This window comes from Xanthomonas arboricola pv. juglandis (assembly GCF_001013475.1).
Classification (GTDB): Bacteria; Pseudomonadota; Gammaproteobacteria; order Xanthomonadales; family Xanthomonadaceae; genus Xanthomonas; species Xanthomonas arboricola.
Genome location: NZ_JZEF01000003.1, coordinates 935,441 through 962,426, shown reverse-complemented (window position 1 = coordinate 962,426; position 26,986 = coordinate 935,441). Strand labels below are relative to the sequence as shown.

Below are 26,986 nucleotides of genomic sequence, written 5' to 3'. Positions count from 1 at the left end.
GCCAGCGATGAAACTGGCGATGGCTGCATAACTCCACTTCTGGAGTCCGCTAAAAGCGGGGGATTACCGAAAAGCGCATGTTATTGGGTTTTACCAAAGAAGATCGTCACATCACAGAAAACATAATCCTAAGTCACCTTGGGGATGGCTAGTCTCAATAAGACCCCTGTTACTTAGATGATCTGTGCGGCTCAACTGATTTTCGCGAAGAAAAACGCTGCCAAACGAAGTGGCCTCCATTGCTCCTTCCCGCCTGAATTGTAGTCTCGGCTGTGAGTGACTAGCTGTTTAAGAAACTTCCCACGCACCCCACGCCACGCCAATCGAACGGAGAAATAATGAGCACTTCACCGCACTCAACCTCACGTACTGCACGAAATAAATTTTTGTTAGTTGGTGCCTTGCTAGCCACGGTACTCGCCGGCGCAGCTTCTGCAAGAGACATGGGTGCGTTCTGGCAAGCAAGCGAGATGACCTCATACAATGAGGATGGCCCATCCAGATCTGAGATTTGGAGCAACCAATGGAAGTATGGATATGCCAGGTGCAAGGGCGGCTTTCCACAAACAAAGTCAGTACGTCTCGGAAGGACGAGTGCAGATTTGATCGGGTCAGGTAAATTTAATGTCACTGGCGAGTGGATTTGCGTAGACAGGTAATCATATTTTCTGAATTCACAACCAATTACTTGATCGTGGCAAATGCCTGCACTGATTTTCAGTAATTAAAACGCAACTCCTTTAGTTCAGACCGCCTTGTAAAGCAGCGCTCTACAAAGCGTTTGCATTGGTCTGAACGACCTGATGGGGAACCCTACCTGGGTTCCCCATCGGTGCCACTATGGCTTCTTTCAATGCAGTTGACCTCTCTAAGCTGCAGGCGCCGGATTTGATCGAGGCGCTGGACTTCGAGACGATCTTCGCTGAGGCTCTTGCCCAGTTTCGCCGGCTCATGCCGGAGTTCTCCGCACTCACCGAGTCGGATCCCGTCTACAAGCTCCTGCAGTTGTTCGCGGCCCGCGAGCTGCTGCTCCGCCAGCGCGCCAACGACAAGGCCCAGCAGACCATGCTGGCCTTCGCCACCGGCACCAACCTCGATCACCTGGGCGCATTGTTTGGCGTCGCGCGCCTGGTGCTCGATGCAGGGCAGCCGGAGAACAGCACCCCACCGACCTTTGAGTCGGACATGGACTTTCGTCGCCGGATCCAGCTGGCACCGGAGGGCTTCAGCGTTGCCGGCCCCGAGGGCGCGTACATCTATCACGCGCTGAGCGCAGCGGCCGATGTCATGGACGCCAGTGCCACCAGCCCCGCACCCGGACAAGTGCTGGTCACCGTCCAGTCGCGCACCGGCGATGGCACGGCTCCACAGGCGTTGTTGGACCAGGTCGCTTCGATTCTCACCAACGATGACGTGCGCCCGCTGACCGACAGTGTCACGGTGCAGAGCGCCCAGATTGTCCCGTATGCCATTCGTGGGCGCGTCTACACCCGACATCCCCCCGCCCTGAGTAGCGGCTTGGTTTAGAGTCCCGGGTTAATGATATCGGTGTTTGCCAGATGTTGGGCATACGCAGCCGGCGTCATGCCGCCAATTGCTTTCTTGGGTCGGTCCTCGTTGTATTCGCGTCGCCAGCGTTCGATCTCGGTGCGCGCGTGCAGCAACGTCGGGAACCAGTGCTCGTTGAGGCATTCATCGCGTAGCCGGCCGTTGAAGGATTCGACGTAGGCGTTCTGGTTCGGTTTGCCTGGTTGGATCAGCCGCAACTGCACGCCACGGGCATGCGCCCAGGCGACCATTGCCTTACCGCAAAACTCCTTGCCGTTGTCGGTGCGGATCACCTGCGGCAGGCCGCGACTGTGTGCCAACCGATCCAGGACGCGCGCAACCCCGTGCCCAGAGATCGCGCGCTCCACCTCGATGGCGACCGCTTCGTGCGTTGCGTCGTCCACGATCACCAGACACTTGATCACTCGGCCTTCGGCGGAGCGGTCGAACACGAAGTCCATCGACCACACCTGGTTGGCCTGCGCTGGCCGCAGCAGCGGCTGACGCTCGCCTATTGGCACTTTTTTGCGCTTGCGCCGTCGGACCTGTAGCTGCTGTTCGCGGTACAACCGCTCCACGCGTTTGTAGTTCACGATGCGCCCTTCCTGTCGCAGTTTGAGATAGATCATCCCCACGCCATAGCGACGATGGCGATGCGCCAGCGCAAGAATGCGCTCGCGCAGTTCGCCGTTGCGGTCTTGGCGTGGGCAATAGCGCAGCGCGCTGGCGCTCATGCCGATCACTGCCAGCGCACGACGCTCGCTGGCACCACGCCCGATCCACTCGCGCACCAGCATACGACGCGCCGGTGCGCTCACCACTTTTTTCGCAACGCATCCTTGATCAGGTCGTTCTCGAACAACTGCTCGGCCAGCAACTTCTTCAGCCGCGCGTTCTCGGCCTCAAGGTCCTTGAGCCGCTTGGCATCGGGCACGCTCATGCCGCCGAACTTGCTACGCCACAGATAGTACGAGGCCTCGCTGAAGCCATGGCGCCGGCACAGATCCTTGATCGCCACGCCGCCTTCGGCTTCGCGCAGGAAGCCGATGATCTGCTCTTCGGTAAAACGCTTCTTCACGTCCAATCTCCTTGGGGTAGGGAATTGGACTCCAAACTGAGGTGCTACTCAAAATTGGGGGGACGTCGCACCTATGCCGGCCCTGACTCGGCAGTGGTCATGCGTGAGGCGCTGCGTAGCCTGCGGGCGTATCTGGATGAGGCACACCGCATCGGCCGTGATGTCCCGGAGTCAGCGATCAAGGCCAAGCTATTCGCCGATGGTGTGCAGCGCATAGAACTGGATTCGCCTGCAGCGGACATCCGGATCAGCCGCACGCAGGCTGCCTACTGCACCGCGATCGACATCGTGCACGCCGGTATCGATGAGTAACTCCCCGCTGCCGCCCAACGCCACGCCGATGGAGCGCGCCCTGGCCGCCGTCGCCGAGCGCCTGGAAGCCATCCCGCTGCCGTATCCAGACCTGTGGAATCCGGACACCTGCCCGGCCGGTCATCTGCCGTGGCTGGCGTGGACGCTATCGGTCGACGACTGGAAGGCCGACTGGAGCGATGCGGTCAAGCGCTCGCGCCTGCGCAGCGCCATGGCAATCCAGCGCCGCAAAGGCACCGCCAACAGCGTGCGCATGGTCGTCGAGTCGTTCGGCGGCGCGGTGGCCATCCGCGAATGGTGGCAGACCGAGCCGCCAGGCGCGCCACACACCTTCGAGCTGACGCTCACGCTGACCGGCACCGATGGCCAGACCGCCACGTCTCGCTTCGTCAACGAAGTCATCGCCGAAGTCGAGCGCACCAAGCCCGTCCGTTCGCACTTCACTTTCACCCAAGGATTCCAAGCAGAAGCCCGCATCGGCGTTCTCGCTGTTGCGCGGCCAGCCGTCTATCGGCGGTTGCTCATGGATGCCCAGTAACTGGATACCGACATGCCCGGACTCAAGCTTCAAGTTACCACTGCAGGCCGTGCCGCACTGGTCAATGCACCCAACACCGGAACCAATCCGGTGCTGATCAGCCATGTTGGCATCGCGAACGCGCCGTTTAGCGTCTCTGCCGCGTTGACCGCGCTGCCAGGTGAGATCAAGCGGGTAGCGGCGGTGGGCGGGACCGTCACTGCCGACGACACAATTCACGTGTCCATTCGTGATGAATCCGATGCCGTCTATGACTGCTACGGATTCGGCCTTTACCTGTCCAACGGCACGCTGTTCGCTGTCTACAGTCAGCCAGCCCTCTTACTGGGCAAGGCGGCCGCCGCCATGCTACTGCTCGCCCTGGACGCTGTCCTTGCCGACATCGATGTAAAGCAGATCTCCTTCGGCGCAACCAACTTCACTGACCCGGCCGCCACCACTGAAATGGCCGGGATCGTCGAGCTGGCGACGGAGGAAGAAGCCTCTGCAGGTAATGACAAGATCCGCGTCATCACCGCATGGCTATTGAAGAAGATCTTGGACGCTCGCCTGGGTGCCGGTTCACCATCCGCATTCATTCGCGGGCTGCTGGGCGTCACGAGCGCCGCGCTGCACTCGAACTGAAGGGCGCCGCCCTAAAGGACGAAGGTGCCGGCAACAATTTGGATGCTGACAAGCTCGACGGGCAGCACGGCGCCTACTACCGCGCGTGGGAGAATTTGACAGGAGTTCCTGCAACGGCGGTTGCGTGGCCATCGTGGGATCAGGTAGGCAACAAACCGCAAACGTTCACGCCTACCGACCACTCACACGCCAACTACGTGGTCAAGACAGGCGATGTCATGACCGGGCAGCTCACAGTGCCGCGTCTGGCGATCAATCTCAGCGGCGGCGCGCAGGGTGCGTTTGATGCCGTCGTCTCAGCCTCCGGGCGAGTGCTCATGCGTGATTACAACGACGGCACGCCAGTCATTGATTTCGTTAATACGCAGAACAACGCCTGGGTGGTCGGTCGCATCCGTACGGGCGGCAACGCGCTGTACCTCGAAACCACGCAGGTCGCCGTCACGGGCGCAGGCTCGTTTGGCGGATCCGTGCATGCCGATAGCTTCGGCTCCGCGTCTGGCTATTTCATCAGCAAGAGCAACGTAACTATCCTTGGGGCCGAGGGCGGCGCAAGCATCTACCTTCGTCCTAACGGTGCCTTCAGCGGCGCGGCAGAGGCAGTTCTGAACACCGCAGGTAGCCTGCTGCTGCAGCCGACCGTGAGCAGTCCAGGCAACGGCGTCAACAGCTTTGCCCACCTGAGCTCAGGCAGTTTCGGTGGCGGCTTCGGGCTGATCGATGGCGGCTACAACATCGGTTTCTGGAGCGATAACGGCCACCTTCGCATCGGCATGGCGACTTACAACGGCACGTTGCAGCAGCGCATGGGGCTGTCCACATCTGGCGCGCTGTCTGCCGTTGGCGGTTTTGACTTCGGCTCCTCTCGCAAGCTCAAAAACATCATCGGCGCATTGCCTTATGGTTTGGCCGAGGTGGAACAGGTCACCACGCTGCTGGGGCGCTACAAGGAGCAGTACAACCCGGATGGGCGCGTGCGCCTGTTCTTCGATGCAGAGCAGTTGCTGGACCTCATGCCTGAGACAGTGGACGCACACGGCGTGAGCTTTGACGGCGAGCTGGTCCCGGCGGTGCACATCGATCAGCTCCTGCCGGTCGCATTCAATGCCATCAAGCAACTGTCCACCGCCGTCCGGCGGCTGCAGGCAGACCTCGCTGCCCCGTCCTGCAGCCAGCAACGTGGTGCAGATGGGTCTGCGACTGACAGGGGGTACGGGGCGATGACACAGAACCTGCAACGGCAGGCCAGCAGCGAGTGCATTACGGATACGGCTCACGCGGCGGTGATTGTCAGTGCGTTGAGTCATGAGGGATTGAGCGTCCAGACCGCTGACGGTAGACCAGCGAGGCTTGCGGTTGTCGATCAGGATGGGCGCGTTATAGCAGTTGGCCAAGAGATCGCTGCTGCGGCCTTCGATGCGGCCGTAAAGTCGTACCGCAACTTCTTAATCGGCAACGGCCACCTGCGCATCCTGTCGAAGCCAGTACCCATATAAACCGCATCAACATCAAAATCTATTTCAACTGACTTTAGGCCAGCCAAGGCTGACGAAGCCGACTTTGGGGTTCAGCTGGGACATGGAAGCAGGAGCCTGGGAACGGAGCGGCCTGGGGCCTGAGTGGAGCAATTACAGCGGCGCGCGGGCAGCGCTCTGAACCGCGCTGCGGGCAGGCAAGGTCATCTTAGCGAGACCCTCACCTGCAGCGCCGCCGATCCGGTCGATAATGCGCGCCTTCCCCCTACCGCAGCAGGAGTTCCCATGGGTCACTGGACCACGCTCGACACCCCCGACGGCCAGGTCGCCGCCTGGCACGCCACCCCGACCTCCAGCCCGCGCGGCGGCCTGGTGGTGATCCAGGAGATCTTCGGCGTCAACGAACATATCCGCGCGGTGGCCGACGATTACGCCGCACGCGGCTACGAAGTGCTGGCGCCGGCCTTCTTCGACCTGGAAGAGAAGGACGTGCAGCTGCCCTACGACCAGGAAAGCCTGCAGCGCGGCCTGGCACTGGCCAATGCGGTCGGCCTGGAGCGCGCGGTGGAGGTGGTCAAATCCGCCGCCACCCTGCTCGGCCGCGCCGGCAAAGTCGGCACCGTGGGCTATTGCTGGGGCGGCTCGGTGGCGCTGCTGTCGGCGATCCGCCTGGGCCTGCCCTCGGTGAGCTACTACGGCGGCCGCAACACCCAGTTGCTGGACGAAACCCCGAAGGCGCCGGTGATGTTCCACTTCGGCGAGCAGGACACCAGCATTCCGCCCGAGGCGATCCAGGCCCACCGCGAGAAGCTGCCGCAGATGGAAACCTTCGTGTATCCGACCGGCCACGCTTTCAACCGCAGCATCGACCCCACCCACTACGACGCCGACAGCGCCGAGCGCGCGCTGGAGCGCACCCTGGGCTTTTTCGAAGCGCATCTGGGATGAGCGGGACTGCAGCCGGCATGTCCGGGGCGAGCGGCTTCCAGCTCGATGCGCGGCTGGCCGCAGACAGCGTGTTCGTCGCCGACGGACCGCTGTCGCAGGTGCGGCTGATGGACGACAGCCGCTTCCCGTGGCTGGTGCTGGTGCCGCGGGTCGCCGATGTCAGCGAGTGGATCGATCTGGATAGCGGCCAGCAGCGTCTGTTGCTGGCCGAGATCAATCAGCTCTCGCAGTTGCTGCGGGTCGAGCCCGGGGTCGCCAAGCTCAATATCGGCGCACTGGGCAACATCGTGCGGCAGCTGCACGTGCATCTGGTCGGCCGGCATCCGGGCGATGCGGCCTGGCCTGGCCCGGTCTGGGGCAGCGGCAGCGCGCAGCGCTTCGAGGCCGACGCGCTGCACCAGCATGTCGCTGCGTGGGCGCAGCGGCTACGATAGGCGCCCGTCTCACAACCACCTGTCCGCATGAAATCCAATGTCGTCGCCGCGCTGATCCTGATCCTCGTCGGCCTGCTGTTCCTGGCCAATAACCTGGGCTGGACCAACGTCAGCCTTGGCCGGCTGATCGCCACGTGGTGGCCGGCGGCGTTGGTCGCCTGCGGTGTGGGGATGTTGTTTGGGCGGGGCAAATAGCCGGGAATCGGGAATCGGGATTGGGGAATCGTGAGAGCGCGCTTCTGGCGCTGTTGATTCCCGGACTATCCGGCCGTAGCTGCTGATCTGTCACTGATTGGATGCGGCAATGCGCCTTGAGGCGCGGCTCTCGCCTGTGCGCATGATGGGCGTTAGCGCCCATGAACATGGAATGGAGCGATTCCAGCAGTCGATCAGCCCCAGCGCCTGGTCAGAGCGCCGACATCCCTTCTCCCATCGGGAGAAGGTGCCCCGAAGGGGCGGATGCGGGGACGCGTGGAGCCTCATGCGCTAGCCGACTGCACCCGTAGAGAGCCAGGGCCCCTGTATCCCTAGGACTGCCAGCGAACACGACACGGCCACCAATGCAGCCATGACCTTGCCGACATGACGTTTGTCATCGGCAAGAGTTGACTTCCGGCACCTGATCGGTGGGCGTGTTGCGCGCAGCATGGGCGCACACCTACCGAGGACATCGCCATGCACTATCGCCTGATTCCCGCCCTGTTCCTGATCACGCTGGGCACGCTGTTTCTGCTGGACAACCTCGGGCTGGCCCGTATCGACCTGGGCAACCTGGTGTCGACCTGGTGGCCGGCACTGCTGATCGCCGCCGGCGTACGCCAACTGCTGCGCTACCGCGAGCGGGCCACAGCGCCCTGCTGAAGGCCGCGGCTGCTCCACTGCATCAGGTGCGCGGCAGGGTCACGCCGGTCTGGCCCTGGTACTTGCCGCCGCGGTCCTTGTACGAGGTCTCGCAGACTTCGTCGGACTGGAAGAACAGCATCTGCGCCACGCCTTCGTTGGCGTAGATGCGCGCCGGCAGCGGCGTGGTGTTGCTGAATTCCAGCGTGACGTGGCCTTCCCATTCCGGCTCCAGCGGGGTCACGTTGACGATGATGCCGCAGCGCGCGTAGGTGCTCTTGCCCAGGCACACCACCAGGGTGTCGCGCGGGATGCGGAAGTATTCCACCGTGCGTGCCAGCGCGAAGCTGTTGGGCGGGATGATGCACACATCCGACTCGATATCGACAAAGCTGCCCGGATCGAAGTGCTTCGGGTCGACGATGGTCGAGTTGATGTTGGTGAAGATCTTGAACTCGCGCGAGCAGCGTACGTCGTACCCGTAGCTGGAAGTGCCGAAGCTGACGATGCGCTGGCCGGCGGCGTCGTGCTTGATCTGGCCGGGTTCGAACGGCTCGATCATCGCGTGCTGTTCGGCCATGCGCTTGATCCAGCGGTCGCTCTTGATGCTCATGCGGTGTTCCTTGAAGACGGAAGGCGGCAGGCCGAGCGGCCCGCGCGAAAGGCAGCGAATTCTAGCAAGCGGCCGGCACCAGCGCCGGCCTGCGCGCTACAGCAGCGAAGCCGAAATCGGGATGCTGGCGCGCGGCCGCTTGCCCAGTTCCTCGGACAGGCGCGCGGCAGCGGCCAGATAGGCCTGCGCTGCCGCCGACTCCGGCGCGGCCACCACGATCGGCTGGCCTGCATCGCCCTGCTCGCGGATCGCGATCGCCAGCGGCAACGACCCCAGCAAGGGCACGCCGTACTGGGCGGCCATGCGCTCGCCGCCGCCTTCGCCGAACAGGTGTTCGCGGTGGCCACACTGGCTGCAGGTGTGCACCGCCATGTTCTCGACGATGCCGAGCACTGGCACCTCGACCTTTTCGAACATCTTCAAGGCCTTGCGCGCATCCAGCGTGGCGATGTCCTGCGGCGTGGTGACGATGACCGCGCCGGCCACCGGGATCTTCTGCGACAAGGTCAGCTGGATGTCGCCGGTGCCCGGCGGCAGGTCGATCAGCAGGTAATCCAGGTCGTCCCACAGGGTATCGTTGAACAGCTGGGTCAATGCCGAGGTTGCCATCGGCCCGCGCCAGATCATCGGCGTGTCCTGATCGACCAGCAAGCCGATCGACATCGCCTCGATTCCGAACGCGCGCAAGGGCTCGATCGACTTGTTGTCCGGGCTGTCCGGCCGCCCGCTCAGGCCCAGCATCGCCGGCACGCTCGGCCCGTAGATGTCCGCGTCCAGTACGCCGACGCGCGCGCCCTGCTGACGCAAGGCCAGCGCCAGATTTACCGCGGTGGTGGACTTGCCCACCCCACCCTTGCCCGAGCCCACCGCGATCACATTGCGGATGCGCGGATGCGGCGCCAGCGCGCCCTGTACCGCGTGTGCGGGGGTTCTGCGCTCGCCGCTCATGCGCGTGCGCTCTGGGGGAGGTCGATCGCCTTGCTTGAAGCGTATTGCACCATTGTCGTCATTGCCTGCCTGATTCGTCGTGCGCTGCCAACACAGCGATGGCTGCATCGCCAGGCGCAGCGCATGGGAAGACCGGCAGTTTACCGGCTCGGCCACAGGCAGATGCGTTTCAAGCTGCCACCAGACATCGGCGCTGCTCGCTTACTTATGTGTCAAATAGCGACAAATTTCACAAATGCGGACACACGAGTAAGGAATTGTTACGTTCGGGATCCAGTTCAGCCAGCGCTCAGCGAGCACAGCTGTTTCGCAAAATCCCAGCGAGGAATCCGCAAGGTCATGTCGAGCCGTCTTCCTCAACACACCCAGCGTCATCGTTTGAGCACCGCGTTGTTTGCGGTGCTGGCCGCTTCTGCCGGCCACGCTGCCGCGCAGTCAGAAAACGGGGTGGGACCCGGGACCACCGACCTGGACAAGGTCACTGTCACCGGCTCGCGCATTGCGCGTACCGGCTTTGTCACGCCCTCGCCGGTCACCGCGATCAGTGCCGGGGAAATCCGCGCCACCGGCGCGACCACCATCAGCGACCTGATGGCGCGCATGCCGGCGCTGGCACCGAGCTACACGCTGGGCAATTCCACCCGCTTCATCGGTACCGCCGGGCTGGGCCTGCTCGACCTGCGCGGCATGGGCACCGACCGCACCCTGGTCCTGGTCGACGGCCGTCGCCACGTGGGTTCCAGCCCGGGCTCGACTGCGGTGGACGTCAACACGATTCCGGTGGAATGGGTGGAACGCGTCGAAGTCATCACCGGTGGTGCCTCGGCCGTCTACGGTGCCGACGCAGTGGCCGGCGTGGTCAACTTCATCCTCAAGAAGACCTTCACCGGATTCGAGACGCGCGCGCAGACCGGCCTGGCCGATGAGGGCAACTACAACCGCTCCTTCGCCAGCTTCTCGGCAGGCACCGACTTTGCGGACGGCCGCGGCAACATCGCGGTGTCGGGCGAATACAGCAAGCAGGACCGCTTCGGTCGCGGCAACCGCGCCATCGGCCGCGAGTATCGTCGGTTCCTAACCCGGGGTTCGATCCGAGCCAACCGCCGAGCGAGCGCAATCCGCAGAACGTGCTCAGCGGCCCGGGCGGCAATCATTCCACGTCCTACGGCGGCACCTTCAACCTGGGTACCTTCGATTTCCGCAACCCGGCCAGCTATGGCAACCGCTACCTGTTCAACCAGGACGGCAGCTTCCGCCGCAACCGCTACAACGGCACGGTGGTCAGCAACACCTCGTGCGTGGATTGCGATTTCGTTGATCTGAATGCGGTCGCCGACCTGCAGCCCGGCTTCGATCGCAAGAGCGTCAATACCATGATCAACTTCGAGGTCAGCGAGAACCATCGCCTGTTCTTCGAAGGCAAGTACAGCGAGACCGATTCGGAATTCTTCGGCCAGCCGGCCTTCGACAGTTCGCTGCGCGTGCGTCGCCAGAATCCGTATGTCAGCCCCGAACTCGGTGCGCTGATGGATTCGCGCGGTGCCACGCAGATCCTGATGAACCGCTTCAACGTCGATGCCGGCCGTCGCGGCGAGAACATCGAACGCAAGACCTATCGCGCAGTGCTCGGTGCCGAAGGCAACTTTACCGACAACTGGACCTACGACGTGTCCGCCAACTACGGCAAGGCCGCGGTCGACCGGCTGAACCTCAACAACCGCATCAACGAGCGCTGGCAGGCCGGTATCGATGCCGCACGTGATGCCAGCGGCAACATCGTCTGCCGCACCACGCTGGATCCGAACGCAATCAATCCCCACACCAACCGCGTCTATTCGGCGCTGGCGCGCGAAGGCTGCGTGCCGTTCAGTGTGTTCGGCAACGGCGCGGTGACCCCGGAAGCAGCCGCATGGTTCAACACCACCGCGCGCTCGCAGGCCAAGATCCAGCAGACCGTGTTCAGCGCGTCGGTGGCCAACAGCAACCTGCTGTCGCTGCCGGCCGGCGACATCGGATTTGCCGGTGGCGTGGAATACCGCAAGGAGCAGAGCGAGGAAATCACCGATCCGCTGGCGGCCTCGGGAGCGACCTTCCTCAACGCCATCCCCAACAGCGGTGGCGAATACACCGTCAAGGAAATCTTTGTCGAGAGCACCATTCCGTTGCTTGCCGGCCTGCCGGCCGTGGACCGGTTGGCGCTGGATGTGGCAGGACGCTATTCGGACTACGACAGCATCGGCTCGACCAAGACCTGGAACGTGGGCCTGGACTGGACCATCATCCCGTCGCTGCGTCTGCGCGGCACCGTGGCACAGGCCGTGCGTGCGCCCAGCATCGGTGAGCTGTACGACTCGCAGAGCGAAAACTTTGCGACCATCAACGACCCCTGCAACTACCTGCCGACCAATACCAACCGCCCGGGCACCGCGGGCGATGTGGCATTGCGCCAGGCCAACTGCAGTGCGCTGGGCGTACCGGTGGGCTGGATCGATACCTTCACCTCGACCCGCCCAGGCGTGAGCGGCGGCAATCCGGAACTGAAGCCGGAGCGCGCGCGCAGCCTGTCCTATGGCCTGGTGTGGCAGCCGGAGTTCTTCGACGGCTTCGGCATGTCGATCGACTACTGGCGCATCGACCTGCAGGACGCGATCGGCACCGTGACCGCAGAGACCAATGCCACGCGCTGCGTGGACAATCCAGGCGGCATCAACAACAGCTTCTGCGGCTTCGTGCAGCGCGCCCCGCTGGGTGGATTCACCGACCCGCAGGGCCGCATCTATCCCGAGCACAGCATCATCGGCTGGCAGGCGCTCAACGAAAACCTGTCACGCTCGCGGCGTGTGGGCGTGGATCTGGAAATGGACTACCGCTTCCAGCTCGGCGAAGCCAACACCGTGCTGCGCCTTGTCGGCACGCGCCTGATCCAGTCGCGCGAATGGGTGTTCCAGGACTTCCCGGCCGAATACGACGAGTACGTGACCTACGTGACCGATCCGCGCTGGCGCGCCCAGTTCCAGACCAAGTACGACTGGAACGAGTGGCGCGCCTCGTGGGACATGAACTATGTGGACGGCAACCTGCGCGTGACGCCGGAAAGCTACAACAGCAATCCGGGCTCGGCCAGTCCGATCAAGAACGGCTCGTACACCTACCACAACGTCCAGTTCGGCTATCAGTTCCCCGGCTCGAAGATCGACGTCTACCTCGGCATCGACAACGCCTTCGACAAAGATCCGCCGCGTAACTACTTCGGCTCGGACTTCACCTCCGCGCTGTACGACAACATCGGCCGGTTCTTCTACCTGGGTACGACTGTCAGGTTCTGACCGCCGTTGGCAAATTGATGTTTCAGATGAAACCAGCCAAGCAACCACGACAACCATCTGCAGATACCGCAGACGCACCGCGTGTGGTCAATCGGGGCAAATTTCATGCTGCATCGCGCGCACTGACAAAAATGAATACTTGTGCGGCCTTAGTGCTCACTTGTCCGCGCGCCCGGCAATTTGTGCGCAGATCCGCATATTCGATGCGGATCTCGCCCTTTTCATTAACGAATCATTCAAACCGCTTGCGACTCAGACCACACATTCATTACGTTCGGGTTAAGGCCATCTGACTCCTCGATGACCGCCACTTCTCCCGATACCCAGCTGAAAGGTTAGGAATGAGCAATCAAATTCGTCGCCATGCCCTCAAGCGCACCGCTCTGGCTGTTGTGCTCGGCGCCTGTCTCGCCAATGGCGCGGTCTACGCACAAAGCACCACCGGCAGCATCTACGGTAGCGCTCCCTCGGAAGCCGGCAGCACCATCGTCGTTCAAAGCGACACCGGCCTCAGCCGTACGATCGCCATCGACGCCAATGGCCGTTACAACCTCGGCTCGTTGCCGGTCGGCGCCTACACCGTCACCTTGAAGCGTGGCGATCAGGTCGTCGACACCCGCAAGAACGTGCAGTTGCGCGTCGGATCCGGCACCGAGGTGTCGTTTGCCGGCGCAGCTGCCAGCGGCAGTGCCGATGCAACGACGCTCGGCGCGATCACGGTCACTGCCGCCAATGCACCGAAGATCGACGTCAGCTCCACCAGCTCGCGTTCGGTGATCACGTCCGAACAGCTGGCAACGCTGCCGCTGGGACGTAGTGCCGAAGCGATTGCGTTGCTGGCGCCAGGTGCGATCTCCGGAAGCGGTGCTTTCAACAATGGTTCGCGCTCCACCATTTCGTTTGGTGGAGCCGGTGTGACGGAAAACGCTTATTACATTAACGGCGTTAACGTCACCAATCCATTCAACAACCTCGGCGGCCTCAGCCTTCCTTATGGCGCGATCGACCAGCAGGAAACCTATACGGGTGGCTACAGCGCCAAGTACGGCCGCTCGACTGGCGGCGTCATCAGCCAGGTGGGCAAGCGCGGTACCAACGAGTGGCACTTCGGTGCTCAGGCAGTGTGGGAACCCAAGTCGCTGGCGAGCTCGCGTGGCGATGCTTGGTATCCGAATAGCACGCTTCCGGCCGATTATGGATATGAAGATGATCAACTGCCCGGGACGATTTACCGCCGCGGTAAAGGCGATGTGCAGAACAGAACGGTTTATAGCGCCTACGCGGGTGGCCCCCTGATCGAAGATCGCTTGTTCCTGTTCGTGGCTGGCGAATCCGACAAAGTGGACGGCGCGACCACCAATATCGCGACGGCCGCGAACAATCAGGGACGTAGCCATTACGACAACAGTTCGCCGAAGTTCTACGGCAAGCTGGACTGGAACATCAACGACAGCAACATCCTTGAGTACACACGAATCGAGAATACCGATCGTCGCTCCGGTGTCTACAGCAACTACGACTACGCTTCGTACACGGATCAGGGCCCGTCCGGGTTGTTTACGGATACATACAAGCTCAAGGACAGCGTCGACATTCTGAAATTTACCAGTTACATCACCGATGACCTGACTTTGAATGCGACCTGGGGACGCGATACCCAGCATAACCAGCAGTGGAATCCGGGTGCATCGGCACTGCCCAACATCGCCAGCTCGAATCTGCAGGATCCAGCAATCACTGGCGGCAGGCGCATAACCAATGGGCAGGCCACCACCACGGTCAAAGCGCGCGACCCGATCAACAAGAGCCGCAATCTTCGCCTGGAGTTGAATTACCGTCTGGGCGACCATGACCTGACCGCTGGCGTGGACAATATGTACTTCAACGCTTACGACGAAGGCGTATTTACCAGTGGGCCAGGCTATCGCTGGATCTATGGTCACCAAGACGACCCCAGCGAACCTATCAGCGGTTCTCTGGGCGTCGGCCCATCGGGTGGCGATGGCTATTTTGTGAACCGGCGTATCTTTACGACGGCTACCAGCATGTCCGTCGAACAGAAAGCCTACTATCTTGAGGATCGTTGGCAGGTCAGTGATAACTGGCTACTCACGCTGGGCATCCGCAACGACAAGTTCACCAACTACAACAGCGACCATGTGGCCTATGTGGACAGCGGCGACCAGTGGGCTCCGCGTCTGGGCGCCAGCTGGGACGTCTTTGGCGATTCTTCCTTCAAGGTGTTCGCCAATATCGGCCGCTACTATCTCGCGTTACCGAACCAGGTCGCCATCCGCGGAGCGTCGGCTTCGACGTACACCAGCGAATACTTCACTTACACGGGTATCGACGCCAACGGCGAACCAACCGGCCTGACTGCACTCGGCCCTGGTCCGGTCTCCTCCAACGGGGAGTATGGCCTGGCGCCGGATCCCAACTCGTTCGCCCCAAGCGATCTCAAGTCGCAGTATCAGGACGAATTCCTGATCGGATTCGAAAAGACGCTTGGCGAGAAGTGGAATTCGGGCGCAAAGGTCACCTACCGCAAATTGCAGACAGCAATCGACGATGTCTGCGATCCCGGACGTATGGCCGATACGCTCGAAGCGGCGGGCGGCGACACTAGCAGCGTGAGCATTCCTGGTTGCGTGATGTTCAACCCTGGCGAAACCAATACTTACAACCTTGCCAATACCGATGGCTCTGGCTACACCCAGTTGCGCATGTCGCAGTCCGATTGGGGCTTCACAGACAAAGCTAAGCGCAACTACGTCGCCGTGGACCTATTCATCGAGCATCCTTTCGACGAAAAGTGGTATGGCCGCGTCGACTACACCTGGTCGCACCTGTACGGCAACACCGAAGGACAGGTGAAGTCTGACCTTGGGCAAGCAGACATCTCCAAGACTCAGGACTGGGATGCGGCGGAACTGATGTACTACGCAGGTGGCAACCTGGCCAACGATCGTCGACATCAATTGAAGGCATTTGGCGCCTACCAGTTCACACCTGAGTGGCTTGCGTCGGCTACGGTGCGGGTCACGTCCGGCACGCCTAAGTCCTGCCTGGGCTATTACGCGGGGCCTAACGCCGCAGAGTTGAATTACGATCCGGTTGGCTATAATTCGGCGTATCACTACTGCTACGGACAGCCGGTTTCTGCGGGCGGTGCTGGTGAGACCCCTTGGATCAAGAATCTGGATTTAGGCGTCACCTACCGTCCGGCCTTCGCCGATCACAAGCTGGCGTTTTCGCTCAACGTGTTCAATGTACTGAACGACCGCTCTGTCAATCGTGTGTCCGCCACCAACGAAACCACCCGCCGGACCGTGTCCAACACGTACGGGTTAGGCACCGAAGCCTGGAGCTACAACCAGCCGCGCTACATGCGTCTGACTGCGTCATACGATTTTTGATCGCATCGGTATCGAAGGCGTCGCCACGCGCCTTCGATACCGCATTCAAATGCACTGCGCTCCGGTCCTGCCGGAGCTTTTTTTTGAGGGTCATCGCGCCGTCTCAATCAACTTGCACTATCACCCGCGCCGCATTATGCCCAGGCGCACCGGTCACCCCGCCACCGGGATGCGTGCCGGACCCGCATAGATACAGCCCGGCAATCGCGCCGCGATAGGCGCCCTGCCCCAGCATCGGGCGTGCGCTGAAAAGTTGATTGAGGCTGAGGGCGCCGTGGAAGATGTCGCCGCCGATCAGCCCGAAGATGCGTTCCAGATCGAGCGGGCTGAGGATCTGCCGGCCCAGCACCGAGGCCGCGAATCCGGGGGCGTAGCGCTCGACCGTCGCGATCATCAGATCGGCGACTTCCTCACGATGATCGTCCCAATGCCGGCCATCCGGCAGCTGCGGTGCTACGTGTTGGCAGAACAGGCTGGCCACATGTTGACCGGGCGGTGCCAGCGTGTCGTCCAGCGTGCTGGGAATCAGCAACTCGACCACCGGTTCGCGTGACCATCCCGAAGCGCGCGCGTCCTGCCAGGCACGATCCATGTAATCCAGGCTCGGCGCCAGGATGATCCCGGCAGTCAGATGATCGCCCGTTCCCGGCAAGGCGGTGAAATCCGGCAGCCGCGAAAGCGCGACATTCATGCGGAACGTGCCCGATCCGCAGCGGTAATGCGCCATGTGTTCTCGCGTCGCCGCGGGGACATCGTCCGGCTGCATCAAACGCTGATATAACAGCTTCGGATTGACGTTGGCCACTACTGCACGCGCACGTAGCGTCTCTCCTTGGACGGTGATGACACCGACCGCACGCCCCTGCTCCACCAGCACGCGCTCCACCGCGCAGCCGGTACGAATCGTCACGCCAGAGTCGCGCGCACTGGCGGCCATCGCCTGGGTGATCGCGCCCATGCCGCCGATGGCGTGCCCCCAGGCGCCTTTGACGCCATTGCTTTGCCCGAACACGTGATGCAACAACACGTAAGCCGTGCCCGGCGTGTAAGGGCTGGCGTAATTGCCGACGATGCCGTCGAAACCGAATAGCGCCTTGATCGGAGCGCTTTCGAACCAGCGATCCAGATACTCGGCGACCGAAATCGTGAACAGGTCGAGCAGCTCCTGCCGCAACGCGAGCGGTAGTTCCTGCAGCTGCAGCCCCAGCTTGCCCGCGCGCCATAGCTGCGGCAACGCGCGCAGCCATCCACCATCGCTGACATCCGGCGGTGGCTGCAATGCCAGCGCACGCAGGACATCGGCCAGTTGCTCCAGGCGCGCTTCATAGGCAGGCAATGCAGCGGCATCGCGCGCGGAGAACTTGCCGACTTCCACAGCCGTGCGCCCTGCGCCGGCCAGCAGGTACTCGCCAGTCGGCAATGGCAGAAAGTTGTTGATGCGGCGCGCCACCACGCGCAGGCCATGTCGCTCCAGGTCAAGATCGGCGATGACCTTGGGTTGCAGCAACGACACCGTGTACGCCGCCACCGAGTTGCGAAACCCCGGATGGAATTCTTCGGTGACCGCTGCGCCGCCAACGACGTCGCGCGCTTCCAGCACCAGCACCCGCTTGCCGGCCTTGGCCAGGTAGGCGGCGCAGACCAGCCCATTGTGGCCCGCGCCGATGATCAGGGCATCCAACGGTTCGGAAGCGGTAGGCATGCGCTTGTATATAGCACTGCTTGCACAGCAGGAGCATTCAGGTACTCGCCCCTCTCGACCGCCGCCCGCGCAACGACACAGACTGCCAGACCAGGTAAGCACAGCCTCAAGCCACAGCGCACAGGATGCGAAAACACCGGGCCGCCACTGCGCCTGGTGTCCTGCGCAGGACTGTCGCCCATCCGGACAACGTCGGGCCGGTTCACCTACACACGCCGCACCCATGACCTTCGACACCATGCCATCCGGCTGGCGAGGCGTAGAGTGCCGGCCACAGCCCCGGCGACGGGGCTTCCCACATCTGCTCCTGGAGCCCTTTGTGATTCGTACACCTCATTTGTTGACCCTGTCCCTGGCCGTGGCCGCCGCGCTGAGCGGTTGCAAGAAATCCGAAGACGCCGCGCCGGCCGCGCCCGCGGCCGACACCGCCGCAACCACCCCGGCGGCTCCCAAGACGCTGACCCTGGACCAGAGCAAGCTGCCGGCCGTGAACCAGTTCACCGCCGCCGACCTGGATACCAACGGCAACGCCTGCACGGATTTGAATGCGTACGCCAACGCCAAGTTCCTGGCCGCCAACCCGGTGCCGAGCGATCGCACCAGCTGGGGCGCGTTCGAGATGCTCGACGAGCGTTCCAATGCGATCCAGCAGCAACTAGTCGAACAGGCCGCGGCCGACACCAGCGCCACCGGCGTGGAAAAGATCGTCGGCGACCTGTGGTCCACCGGCATGGACGAGGCCAAGATCAACGCCCAGGGCATCGAGCCGCTGAAGCCGGAACTGGCCGCGATCGACGCCATCAACGACCGGGCCAAACTGGTCGACTATCTGCGCAGCAGCGCCGCCAAGGGCAACAACGAGCTCTTCAGCTTCGGCGCCGAGGCGGACTTCAAGAAGTCCAGCCAGAACATTGCCTATGCCATGCAGGGCGGCCTGGGTCTGCCGGATCCGGAGTACTACACCAGCGCCGCCAACAAGGCTAAGCTGGAGGCCTACCAGGCGCACGTGGCCAAGGTGCTGGAACTGTCCGGCGTGGCCGCGGCCGATGCCGCCGCGCAGGCCAAGCAGGTGGTCGCGTTCGAGACACGTCTGGCCAAGGTCTCCAAGACCAGCACCCAGATGTCGCGCGATGCCTCGCTGGCCTACAACCCGATCTCGCCGGCCGATGCCGACAAGCTGACCCCCAACTGGTCGTGGACCGAGTTTTTCAAGTCGCAGGGCGTGGCCACGCCGGAGATGTTCTCGCTGGCGATCCCGGCCTTCCACCAGGAAGTGAGCAAGATGATCGCCGACACCGATCCGGCGATCTGGCGCGCCTACCTGCGCTTCCACACCGTCGATGGCGCCTCGCCGTTCCTCAGCCAGCCATTCGTCGATGAGAACTTCGCGTTCTACAACCAGACCATGCGCGGGCAGAAGCAGATCAAGCCGCGCTGGAAGCGCGTGCTGGCGACCATCAATGGCCAGACCGGCGAAGCGCTGGGCCAGATGTACGTCAAGGTCGCCTTCCCGGCCGATTCCAAGGCCAAGATGGAAACCCTGGTGACCAACCTGCGCACCGCGCTGAAGGCACGCATCGAAAAGCTGGACTGGATGAGCCCGGAAACCAAGACCAAGGCGATCGCCAAGTGGGAAAGCTTCACGCCCAAGATCGGCTACCCGGAAAAGTGGCGCGAGTGGAACGGCTTGAACACCAGCCGCGACAGCTACCTGGGCAACGTGATGGCTGCGTCCGAGTACAACTACAAATGGAACCTGTCCAAGATCGGCAAGCCGGTGGACAAGACCGAATGGGGCATGAGCCCGCAGACGGTCAACGCTTACTACAACCCGTTGCAGAACGAGATCGTGTTCCCGGCCGCGATCCTGCAGCCGCCGTTCTTCGACCCGAATGCGCCGGAGGAAATGAACTACGGCGGCATCGGTGCGGTGATCGGGCATGAGATGACCCACGGCTACGACGACCAGGGCAGCCGCTTCGGCGCTGATGGCAACTTCATCGCCGATCCGGGTTGGTGGACGCAGAAGGATCTGGACGCGTTCAAGGCACGCACCGGCAAGCTGGTCGCGCAGTTCGACGGCTATCGCACCCCGGCCGGTGACAAGGTCAAGGGTGACCTGACCCTGGGCGAAAACATCGCCGACCTGGGCGGCCTCAACACCGCCTACGACGCGATGAAGACCGCCACCGCCGGCAAGGACGACCCCAAGACCGACGGCATCACCCGTGACCAGCGCTTCTTCCTCAACTGGGCAACAGTGTGGCGCCGCAACTTCACTCCGGAAGAACTGGCGGTGCGCCTGAAGACCGATCCGCATGCCCCGGCCAACTTCCGCGCCATCGGTGCGCCGTCGAACATGCCGGCGTTTGCCGCCGCGTTCTCGTGCAAGGCCGGCGATGCGATGGTGCGTCAAGGCGATCAGCGGGTCGTGATCTGGTAATTGCGCGACATTGGCAAGAGCGAGCGGCGATCTTCGGATCGCCGCTTTTTTTGTGTGCGCCGTGGCGCCGTTGGCGGGTGCGCAAACCTCTTTCGTCCGCACTGGCGGCGCCTGTAACCCAACCGGAAATCGGCAGGCCATTCCGGCAACCAAGCAGGCTGCACCTCGCTCGGGAGCGCTTTAGCAGGCACGCCGGAGACAAGCGCTTGTGCAGCGCCGGACTGGATTGCCGTGGCTGTACCCGGTGAACGGATGCGCTTCGTGAACCGGTGTCTCCAGGCCAAGCTCAACAAACCTCAAGCCCGGCGCTCGCAAGGCGGCGTCCGCTTATGCTCGGAGTCCATTTCCTCGCCGATGCCAGATATGCCCTTGCTCAAGACCTCCACCCTTGCCCTGGCCCTGCTGGTCGCCCTGCCTGGCTGCAAGCGCGCCTCCGATGCAGATGGCGCCCCGGCATCAGCGGCCACTTCGGCGCCTGCCGCGCCGCCGGCCACGACAGCCAGCAAACCCGCATTCGATATCAGCGAGCTGGGCCCGGCAGCCAGCGCGTGCCAAAACCTGGACGACTTCGTCAATGGCGCCTGGGCCAAGGCCAATCCGATTCCGGCCGACCGCACCAGTTGGGGCATGTTCGACGAGCTGACAGAAAAGAGCCTGACAACGCAGCGTGAGATTGTTGAAAGCGCCGCGAAGCAGGCAGACACGCAGACCGACCCGCTCACACGCAAGCTTGGCCTGCTCTATGCCTCGGGCATGGACGAAGCCGCAATCGAGGCAGCGGGAGACCAACCCATCCGTCCGTTGCTGGAGACGATTGGGGCGCTGAAATCCCCGGAAGATGTCGCCAAGTACATCGCGAGCCGCTATGCGGAGGGTGACGGCCAGGTTTTCCAGTTCGGCGCGAGCGCGGACTTCCACAAGGCAGACCAGCAAATCGCCTTCGCCAACGAAGGCGGCCTCGGCCTGCCAACAAAGGACTACTACACCGCCGCCGAGTACGCCCCCATTCGTGAAGCCTATCTGGCCTACATCGCCAAATCGTTCGAGCTCACCGGCAGCAATGCCGATGTGGCCAAGGCGCAGGCCAAGGACGTGATGGCGCTGGAATCGCGCCTGGCTGCTGCGTCGCTTTCGCCGACCGACGCACGCCAACCCAAGAACCAGTACAACTTTGTCAGCGTTGCCGGGGCAGACGCGCTCACCCCGCACTTTTCGTGGAAAGATTTCTTTGCCGCGCAAGGCGTGGATGTCGGTGCCGGCTTCTCGCTGTCGCAACCGCGCTTCTTCGCTGCGTTCGACCACCAGTTGGCGAGTGCACCCATTGCACAGTGGCAGGCGTATCTACGCTTCCACACCATCGACGATGCATCCAAACATCTCAGCAAGGCCTTTGTCGACAACAACTTCGCTTTCTACGGCAAGGCTCTGTCCGGGCAGCCGGAGCAACGCCCGCGTTGGAAACGCGTCCTGCGCGCGCTCGACTCCGCCATGGGCGAAGGCCTTGGCCAGCTCTACGTCGCCAAAGTCTTCACGCCCGAAGCCAAGCAACGCGCGGCGGAACTGGTCGACAACGTCCGCGCCGCGCTCAAGACGCGCATCGAAAACGTGGATTGGATGAGCGCCGAAACCAAGACAAAGGCGCTTGCCAAGTGGAACGCGTTCCTGCCCAACATCGGCTACCCCGACACCTGGCGCGACTGGTCGGGGCTGGACATCGTGCCGGGGGCGTATTACCGCAATCTGCAGGCGGCTGCCAAGTTCAACTACCGCTATGACATCGCTCAAATCGGCAAGCCCACCGATCGCAAGCGTTGGTCGATGACGCCCCAGACGGTCAACGCGTACTACAGCCCCAGCACCAACACCATCAACTTCCCGGCCGGTATTCTGCAACCGCCGTTCTTCGATGCCAATGCCGACGATGCCCTGAATTATGGTGCCATCGGCGCGGTGATCGGGCACGAAGCCACGCATGGCTTCGACGATCAAGGCAGCCAGTTCGATGGTGCGGGCAACAACGTCAATTGGTGGACGGCGCAGGATCGCAAGGCATTCGAACAGCGTGCCGATACCCTGGTAAAGCAGTTCGATGCCTATGTTCCGCTGCCCAGCCACCCCAAGCTGCATGTCAACGGCAAGCTCACCCTCGGCGAGAACATTGCCGACCTGGGCGGTATCAACATTGCCTACGACGCCCTGCAGACTGCATTGCGCCAGCATCCCGAGCGGGTCGCGCGCATCGACGGCTACAGCCCCGAGCAGCGGTTTTTCCTGGGCTTTGCGCGCAACTGGCGCGGACAGACGCGCGAGCAGCAACAACTGGTCTACCTGGCGAGCGACCCGCACTCACCGGACAACCTGCGCGCCATCGCATCACCGTCAAACATGCCGCAGTTCGCCACCGCCTTCGCCTGCAAGCCGGGCGATGCAATGGTGCGCCCGGAGAAAGACCGCGTGGTCATCTGGTAATTCGGTGCAGGTAGCGCCTGCAATCGCTTCCAGCAGCAACGCAACACGCACAGGCCCGCACCCGCGGGCCTGTCGCGTTCATGCAAGCGGCCGGCACCGAGGGTCGACGGCAGCTCGCGCCCGCCTGCACGGGGCGCAGCCTTGCTAAACTCCGCCGACTTCAATCTGGCCACCCTTCTTCTCGATGCCCACCATTCGTCCGCTTGCCCTCGCTCTTGGCTTCAGCCTGATCACGCTGCTGTCCGCCCCCGACGCCGACGCCGCTCGCAAGAAGAAGGCTGCTCCCAAGGCGCCGGCCGTCTCGGCGGCCTGCACCAATTTCTACGATTACGCCAATGCCGGCTGGCTCAAGGCCAACCCGGTGCCGCAGGCCGGTGCCGTCACCGCGCTGGGCCAGCTGTCCGAGCGCGCGCTGCAGCAGCAACGCGAGTTGCTGGATGCATCGATGAAGACGCCGCAGGGCAATGTGCAGAAACTGCTCGGCGACTTCTGGGCCAGCGGCCTGGACGAGGCATCCGTCGAAAAGGACGGCTCCAACCCCATCGCCCCCTTGCTGTCGCGCATCGACGCGATCAAGAAGGCCAAGGATGTGCCCGCTTCCATCGCAGCATTGCATCAGGTCGGCATCCCGGTCGGCTTCAATTTCGGCCCGGACGTGGACCTGAAGGCGCTGGATCGCCACATCGGGTATTTCATGCAGGGCGGCATGGGCCTGCCGGACCCGGCGTTCTACACGCGCACCGACGCCGACACCCAGGCGCTGATGGGCCGCTACCGCGCCTATGTCAAGCAGATCCTGGCGCTGACCGGCACCCCGGCCGACCGGCTCGACGCCGATGCCGCCTCGGTGCTGCAGATCGAGACCGCGCTGGCGCGCAGCGCGCAGTCGGTGCAGGGCATCAACAACCCGTTCAACAACTATGCCCCGATCGCCACCAAGGAGCTGACCAAGCAGTACAAGAATCTGCGCCTGGCCGACTTCCTGGAGGCACAGGGCGTCAAGGACGACCTGGTGTCGATGGCCGACCCGGCCATGTTCAAGCAGCTCGACAGCATGATCGTCAGCATCAATCCGGACCAGTGGAAGGCCTATCTGCGCTGGCGCGTGGGCGATGCGATGGCGCCGTACCTGTCCAAGAGCTTCCACGATGCCGAATACCAGTTCCGCGGCCGTCTGCTGCGTGGCGATGCGCTGCCGCCGCAGCGCTGGCAGCAGGTGCTGGACGCGATCAATGTCGCCGCCGGCCCGATGCTCGGCCGCGAATACGTGGCGCGTTACCTGAGCAGCGACACGCGCCGCCAGGCCGAAGCCATCGCCGACCAGGTGCGCGACGCGCAGCTGGCCGCGCTGGAGCGCACCGGCTGGGGCAACGGTGAGGTGATCGCCGAAGCCAAGGCCAAGCTGGCGGCGATGAAGATCGAAGTCGGCGCGCCGCGTCGCGATCTGGATTACACCGTGCAGCCGATGGGCCGCGGCAGCTTCGGCGGCAACATGCTGATCGCCTCGACCTGGCGCCACCGCGAGGAGATGAAGCGCATCGGCAAGGGCAACGCCGACCGGCGCTGGGACGTGCTGCCGCAGCAGCCGGCAGTGGCCTACGACATCGCGCAGAACCGCCTGATCATCACCGCCGCCGTGCTGCAGTCGCCGGTGCTCACCGCCGGCAGCACGCCGGCCGCGCAGTACGGCGCTTACGGCGCGCTGGTCGCCCACGAAATCACCCGCGCCATCGACGCCAAGGGCTCGCTGGTCGATGCCAAGGGCGAATTGCGCAGCTGGTGGACGCCGGCCGAGAAGACCAGCTGGACCCTGCTGACCGACAAGGTGGCCAGCCAGTTTGGTGCCTACCCGTACCCGGGCGTGCCCAACGTCAAGGTCAACGGTGCACAGACCGCCGAAGAAAACCTGGCCGACCTGGCCGGCATCGAACTGGCCTGGCAGGCCTTCAGCAAGGCACAGCCAGCGGCCACCGAGGCCGACAAGCAGGCGTTCTTCACTGCCTGGGCCGGCTTGTGGGCCCAGCAGCTGTCGCCGAACGAAGCGGTGCAGCGCGCCAGCGCCGACATCCGGGCGCCGGGCCAGTGGCGCACCAACGGTCCGCTGTCCAACCTGCCGGAGTTCGGTGCGGCGTTCAGCTGCAAGGCCGGCCAGCCGATGCAGCGCCTGGATGCCGAGCAGTTGAAGATCTGGCGCTGATTCAAGCACCAGGAAGTCACTGGCAATCCACACGCAGTGGCAGGCAATAAAAAAGAGCGCGGACTCCGCGCTCTTTTTTTGTGCCTGGCGTTTCGTCCATGACAACGCTCGCTTGGTAGGAGCGGCCCCGGCCGCGATAAGGCCTTACCGGTAACGCCCCATCGCGGCCAGGGCCGCTCCTACGAATCGGGGCGTTGCCACGCCTCAACGCACCACACGCAACGGCGGCTTGCGCCCCTTGCCACCGCCCTTCCTGCCGCTGCCGCCAAACGGCGACTGCCCGCGCCAATAACGGATCATCAACCAGCCGAACAGCATGCTGCCCAGATGCGCAAAGTGGGCCTCGCCCGGCTGCCCGTCATCCATCCGTTGCGTACCTGACAGCGCACGCTTGGTAGGAGCGGCCCCGGCCGCGATGAAGCCTTACCGGTAAAACCCCATCGCGGCCAGGGCCGCTCCTACGGATCAGGGCGTTGCCAGGCCTCAGCGCACCACACGCAGCGGCGGCTTGCGCCCCTTGCCACCGCCCTTCCTGCCGCCGCTGCCGCCAAACGGCGACTGCCCGCGCCAGTAGCGGATCATCAGCCAGCCGAACAGCATGCCGCCCAGATGCGCGAAGTGGGCCACGCCCGGCTGCCAGCCGGTTGCACCCAGGAACAGTTCGATCGCACCGAACACGATCACGAAAGTGCGCGCCTTCATCGGGATCGGCGGAAACAGCAGCATCACCCGCTGATTGGGGAACAGCATGCCGTAGGCCAGCAACAGACCGAACACCCCGCCCGACGCCCCCACCACCGGCGCCCCGCTCTGGGTGAACCAGGCCATCAGCAACTGACACACGCCGGCACCGGCCACGCACACCAGGTAATAGGTCAGAAAGCGCTTCTGCCCCCAGGTCTGCTCCAGCGCCGCGCCGAACATGAAAAGCGCCAGCATGTTGAAGAACAGATGGTTGAAACCGCCATGCAGGAACGCATAGGTCAGCAACTGCCACGGCATGAAGCTGGCGCCGGGCGAGAACGCATCGAAGCCGTTGGAAATCGGCCACAGCATCAACGACGACAGCGCCGCATCGGAGGGCAGCACGCCGGCGCCCAGGTCGCCCAATGCCCATTGCAGCAGGAACAAGCCAATATTGGCGATCAACAACGCTTTGGTGACGGGCGGCAGTTGGGGCATGACGGCATCCTTCGGAATGCCAACCATCATAACGGCAGGCTTATGAAGGTCCCCACACGGCCGCATCCAGGGTTTGCGCGGCACTCGCACGGCGCACCCGGCCCTGCTCGACCGCCACGCCTTCGGCACGCAGCCGCCGACATTGCTCACGGTAGCCGGACGAGCCTTCCGGCAACGCGATCCGGCCATCGCTGCGCAGCACCCGGTGCCAGGGCAGCTGCGGATCGTCATTGCCGCTGAGCACGCGCGCCACCAGCCGCGCCCGCCCGGGCAGGCCGGCGCGCAGTGCGACCTCGCCATAGCCGGCAACCTGGCCGGAAGGTATTGCACGAATCGCCGCAAGAATGCGCAGTCGCGCCTGTTCGCCGGAGAGCGGCTCGGCGTTGGAGACGGCGCGCGCAGAGGGGTTGGCCGATCGACGCGTCGTTGGTTTGCGGGGCTTGGACATCGCGCAAGGATGCCAGCTATGGGATTGAAATCCCTCTTCCGTCCGAGCGAGGAGGCAGTGTTTGCGCGCTGTCGGTGCGCGTGTCTTGACGCGCCTTGGCCGACAGCGCGAAGCGGGATTGAGGTGAGGGTTCGGGCGGCACGAGGCACGGCGGACAAGCAGAGCGGTCAACTTCCATGCAAGGCCGGATGAGGCGTGGCCGGCTGGGACGGCAGATCGGCAGCTGAGTGATGCATCGAATTTGCCGGACCCTCACCCCCCCTCCCAAGGGGAGAGGGGCTTTGGTCCGTTCGCTGGCATGGCCCTGGCCTGCGTCAAGCGCACCTACGTCGGGTGCAGGAGTGGTGTGCAGTGTTGCGCGGGGCTGCAGCAAGTTATGAAACGCAGGGGCCGACGTCAGTCACTGCATCTGGCCAGGGACTGATGCCCTCGTTGGCCCGGCCAC

At 63.3% G+C, this 26,986-nt stretch carries 16 protein-coding genes and 4 pseudogenes; 13 read left to right on the top strand and 7 right to left on the bottom strand.

All coding sequences use genetic code 11. From position 1 onward, the window contains the following. Positions 1–840 precede the first annotated feature (840 nt). Positions 841–1,503, top strand: a pseudogene (locus XARJCFBP2528_RS14875) (baseplate assembly protein); the annotation flags it as partial. A gap of 20 nt (positions 1,504–1,523) precedes the next feature. On the opposite strand, the gene XARJCFBP2528_RS14870 reads toward XARJCFBP2528_RS14875, so the two are convergent. Continuing rightward, a protein-coding gene (locus XARJCFBP2528_RS14870; RefSeq protein ID WP_102596355.1) for an IS3-like element IS1403 family transposase occupies positions 1,524–2,626 on the bottom strand; the annotation gives its coding sequence in 2 pieces (ribosomal slippage) (positions 1,524–2,368 and positions 2,368–2,626; 1,104 coding nt in all). 63 nt (positions 2,627–2,689) lie between these two features. Here XARJCFBP2528_RS14870 and XARJCFBP2528_RS14860 point away from each other — a divergent pair. From XARJCFBP2528_RS14860 to XARJCFBP2528_RS14820, 7 genes and pseudogenes are all read left to right on the top strand, one after another. After that, positions 2,690–2,938: pseudogene (locus XARJCFBP2528_RS14860) on the top strand (baseplate assembly protein); the annotation flags it as partial. Then, the gene (locus tag XARJCFBP2528_RS14855; RefSeq protein WP_016905089.1) at positions 2,931–3,476 is read left to right on the top strand and encodes a phage tail protein I; all 546 of its coding nucleotides are present in this window, start codon (positions 2,931–2,933) and stop codon (positions 3,474–3,476) included. The pseudogene XARJCFBP2528_RS14860 and the gene XARJCFBP2528_RS14855, both read left to right, overlap by 8 nt. A 12-nt stretch (positions 3,477–3,488) precedes the next feature. Next, positions 3,489–5,257 (top strand): annotated as a pseudogene (locus tag XARJCFBP2528_RS24460) (hypothetical protein); the annotation flags it as partial. 603 nt (positions 5,258–5,860) lie between these two features. After that, a complete protein-coding gene (locus XARJCFBP2528_RS14835) occupies positions 5,861–6,523 on the top strand; it encodes a dienelactone hydrolase family protein (protein ID WP_016905084.1) in 663 nt (220 codons plus the stop codon). Beyond that, on the top strand, positions 6,520–6,957 hold the full coding sequence (locus tag XARJCFBP2528_RS14830) for an HIT domain-containing protein (protein ID WP_026064952.1): 438 nt from the start codon (positions 6,520–6,522) through the stop codon (positions 6,955–6,957). Before XARJCFBP2528_RS14835 ends, XARJCFBP2528_RS14830 begins: the two co-directional genes overlap by 4 nt. Positions 6,958–6,984: 27 nt before the next feature. After that, a complete protein-coding gene (locus XARJCFBP2528_RS23885) occupies positions 6,985–7,152 on the top strand; it encodes a LiaI-LiaF-like domain-containing protein (RefSeq protein WP_006452352.1) in 168 nt (55 codons plus the stop codon). Positions 7,153–7,632: 480 nt separating this feature from the next. Beyond that, complete coding sequence (locus XARJCFBP2528_RS14820; RefSeq protein ID WP_016903786.1) at positions 7,633–7,818, top strand: LiaI-LiaF-like domain-containing protein; 186 nt, start codon at positions 7,633–7,635, stop codon at positions 7,816–7,818. Positions 7,819–7,840: 22 nt separating this feature from the next. Here the strand turns inward: XARJCFBP2528_RS14820 and dcd are convergent, their stop codons facing one another. Both dcd and apbC read right to left on the bottom strand, forming a co-directional pair. Next, entirely contained in the window at positions 7,841–8,410 is a 570-nt protein-coding gene (dcd, locus tag XARJCFBP2528_RS14815) for a dCTP deaminase (RefSeq protein ID WP_010366727.1), read from the bottom strand. A gap of 96 nt (positions 8,411–8,506) precedes the next feature. Further along, positions 8,507–9,358, bottom strand: coding sequence for an iron-sulfur cluster carrier protein ApbC (apbC, locus tag XARJCFBP2528_RS14810; RefSeq protein WP_016903787.1), 852 nt, complete (start codon positions 9,356–9,358; stop codon positions 8,507–8,509). Positions 9,359–9,697: 339 nt separating this feature from the next. Here apbC and XARJCFBP2528_RS14805 point away from each other — a divergent pair. After that, positions 9,698–12,684: pseudogene (locus XARJCFBP2528_RS14805) on the top strand (TonB-dependent receptor plug domain-containing protein). 341 nt (positions 12,685–13,025) lie between these two features. After that, positions 13,026–16,100: a TonB-dependent receptor gene (locus XARJCFBP2528_RS14800; RefSeq protein WP_016903788.1), complete on the top strand. Its 3,075-nt coding sequence runs from the start codon at positions 13,026–13,028 to the stop codon at positions 16,098–16,100. A 103-nt stretch (positions 16,101–16,203) separates the two neighbouring features. Here the strand turns inward: XARJCFBP2528_RS14800 and XARJCFBP2528_RS14795 are convergent, their stop codons facing one another. Next, positions 16,204–17,802 carry a phytoene desaturase family protein gene (locus XARJCFBP2528_RS14795; protein ID WP_026064642.1) on the bottom strand — a complete coding sequence of 533 codons (1,599 nt, stop codon included), beginning with the start codon at positions 17,800–17,802 and terminating at the stop codon, positions 16,204–16,206. 340 nt (positions 17,803–18,142) lie between these two features. On the opposite strand from XARJCFBP2528_RS14795, the gene XARJCFBP2528_RS14790 reads away from it, so the two are divergent. The 3 genes from XARJCFBP2528_RS14790 to XARJCFBP2528_RS14780 all read left to right on the top strand — a co-directional run bounded on the left by XARJCFBP2528_RS14790 (position 18,143) and on the right by XARJCFBP2528_RS14780 (position 24,911). Further along, entirely contained in the window at positions 18,143–20,245 is a 2,103-nt protein-coding gene (locus XARJCFBP2528_RS14790) for a M13 family metallopeptidase (RefSeq protein WP_026064643.1), read from the top strand. A gap of 363 nt (positions 20,246–20,608) precedes the next feature. Beyond that, positions 20,609–22,714, top strand: coding sequence for a M13 family metallopeptidase (locus tag XARJCFBP2528_RS14785; RefSeq protein ID WP_016903791.1), 2,106 nt, complete (start codon positions 20,609–20,611; stop codon positions 22,712–22,714). 184 nt (positions 22,715–22,898) lie between these two features. Further along, entirely contained in the window at positions 22,899–24,911 is a 2,013-nt protein-coding gene (locus XARJCFBP2528_RS14780) for a M13 family metallopeptidase (protein WP_047124825.1), read from the top strand. A gap of 204 nt (positions 24,912–25,115) precedes the next feature. On the opposite strand, the gene XARJCFBP2528_RS23495 is transcribed toward XARJCFBP2528_RS14780, so the two are convergent. The 3 genes from XARJCFBP2528_RS23495 to XARJCFBP2528_RS14770 form a co-directional block, all read right to left on the bottom strand. Then, positions 25,116–25,277: a hypothetical protein gene (locus XARJCFBP2528_RS23495; protein ID WP_386045544.1), complete on the bottom strand. Its 162-nt coding sequence runs from the start codon at positions 25,275–25,277 to the stop codon at positions 25,116–25,118. A gap of 117 nt (positions 25,278–25,394) precedes the next feature. After that, entirely contained in the window at positions 25,395–26,093 is a 699-nt protein-coding gene (locus XARJCFBP2528_RS14775) for a rhomboid family intramembrane serine protease (RefSeq protein WP_026064941.1), read from the bottom strand. A gap of 40 nt (positions 26,094–26,133) precedes the next feature. Then, positions 26,134–26,541, bottom strand: a complete 408-nt coding sequence (locus XARJCFBP2528_RS14770; RefSeq protein ID WP_047124824.1) for an MGMT family protein — start codon at positions 26,539–26,541, stop codon at positions 26,134–26,136. Between the last annotated feature and the right edge of the window lie 445 nt (positions 26,542–26,986).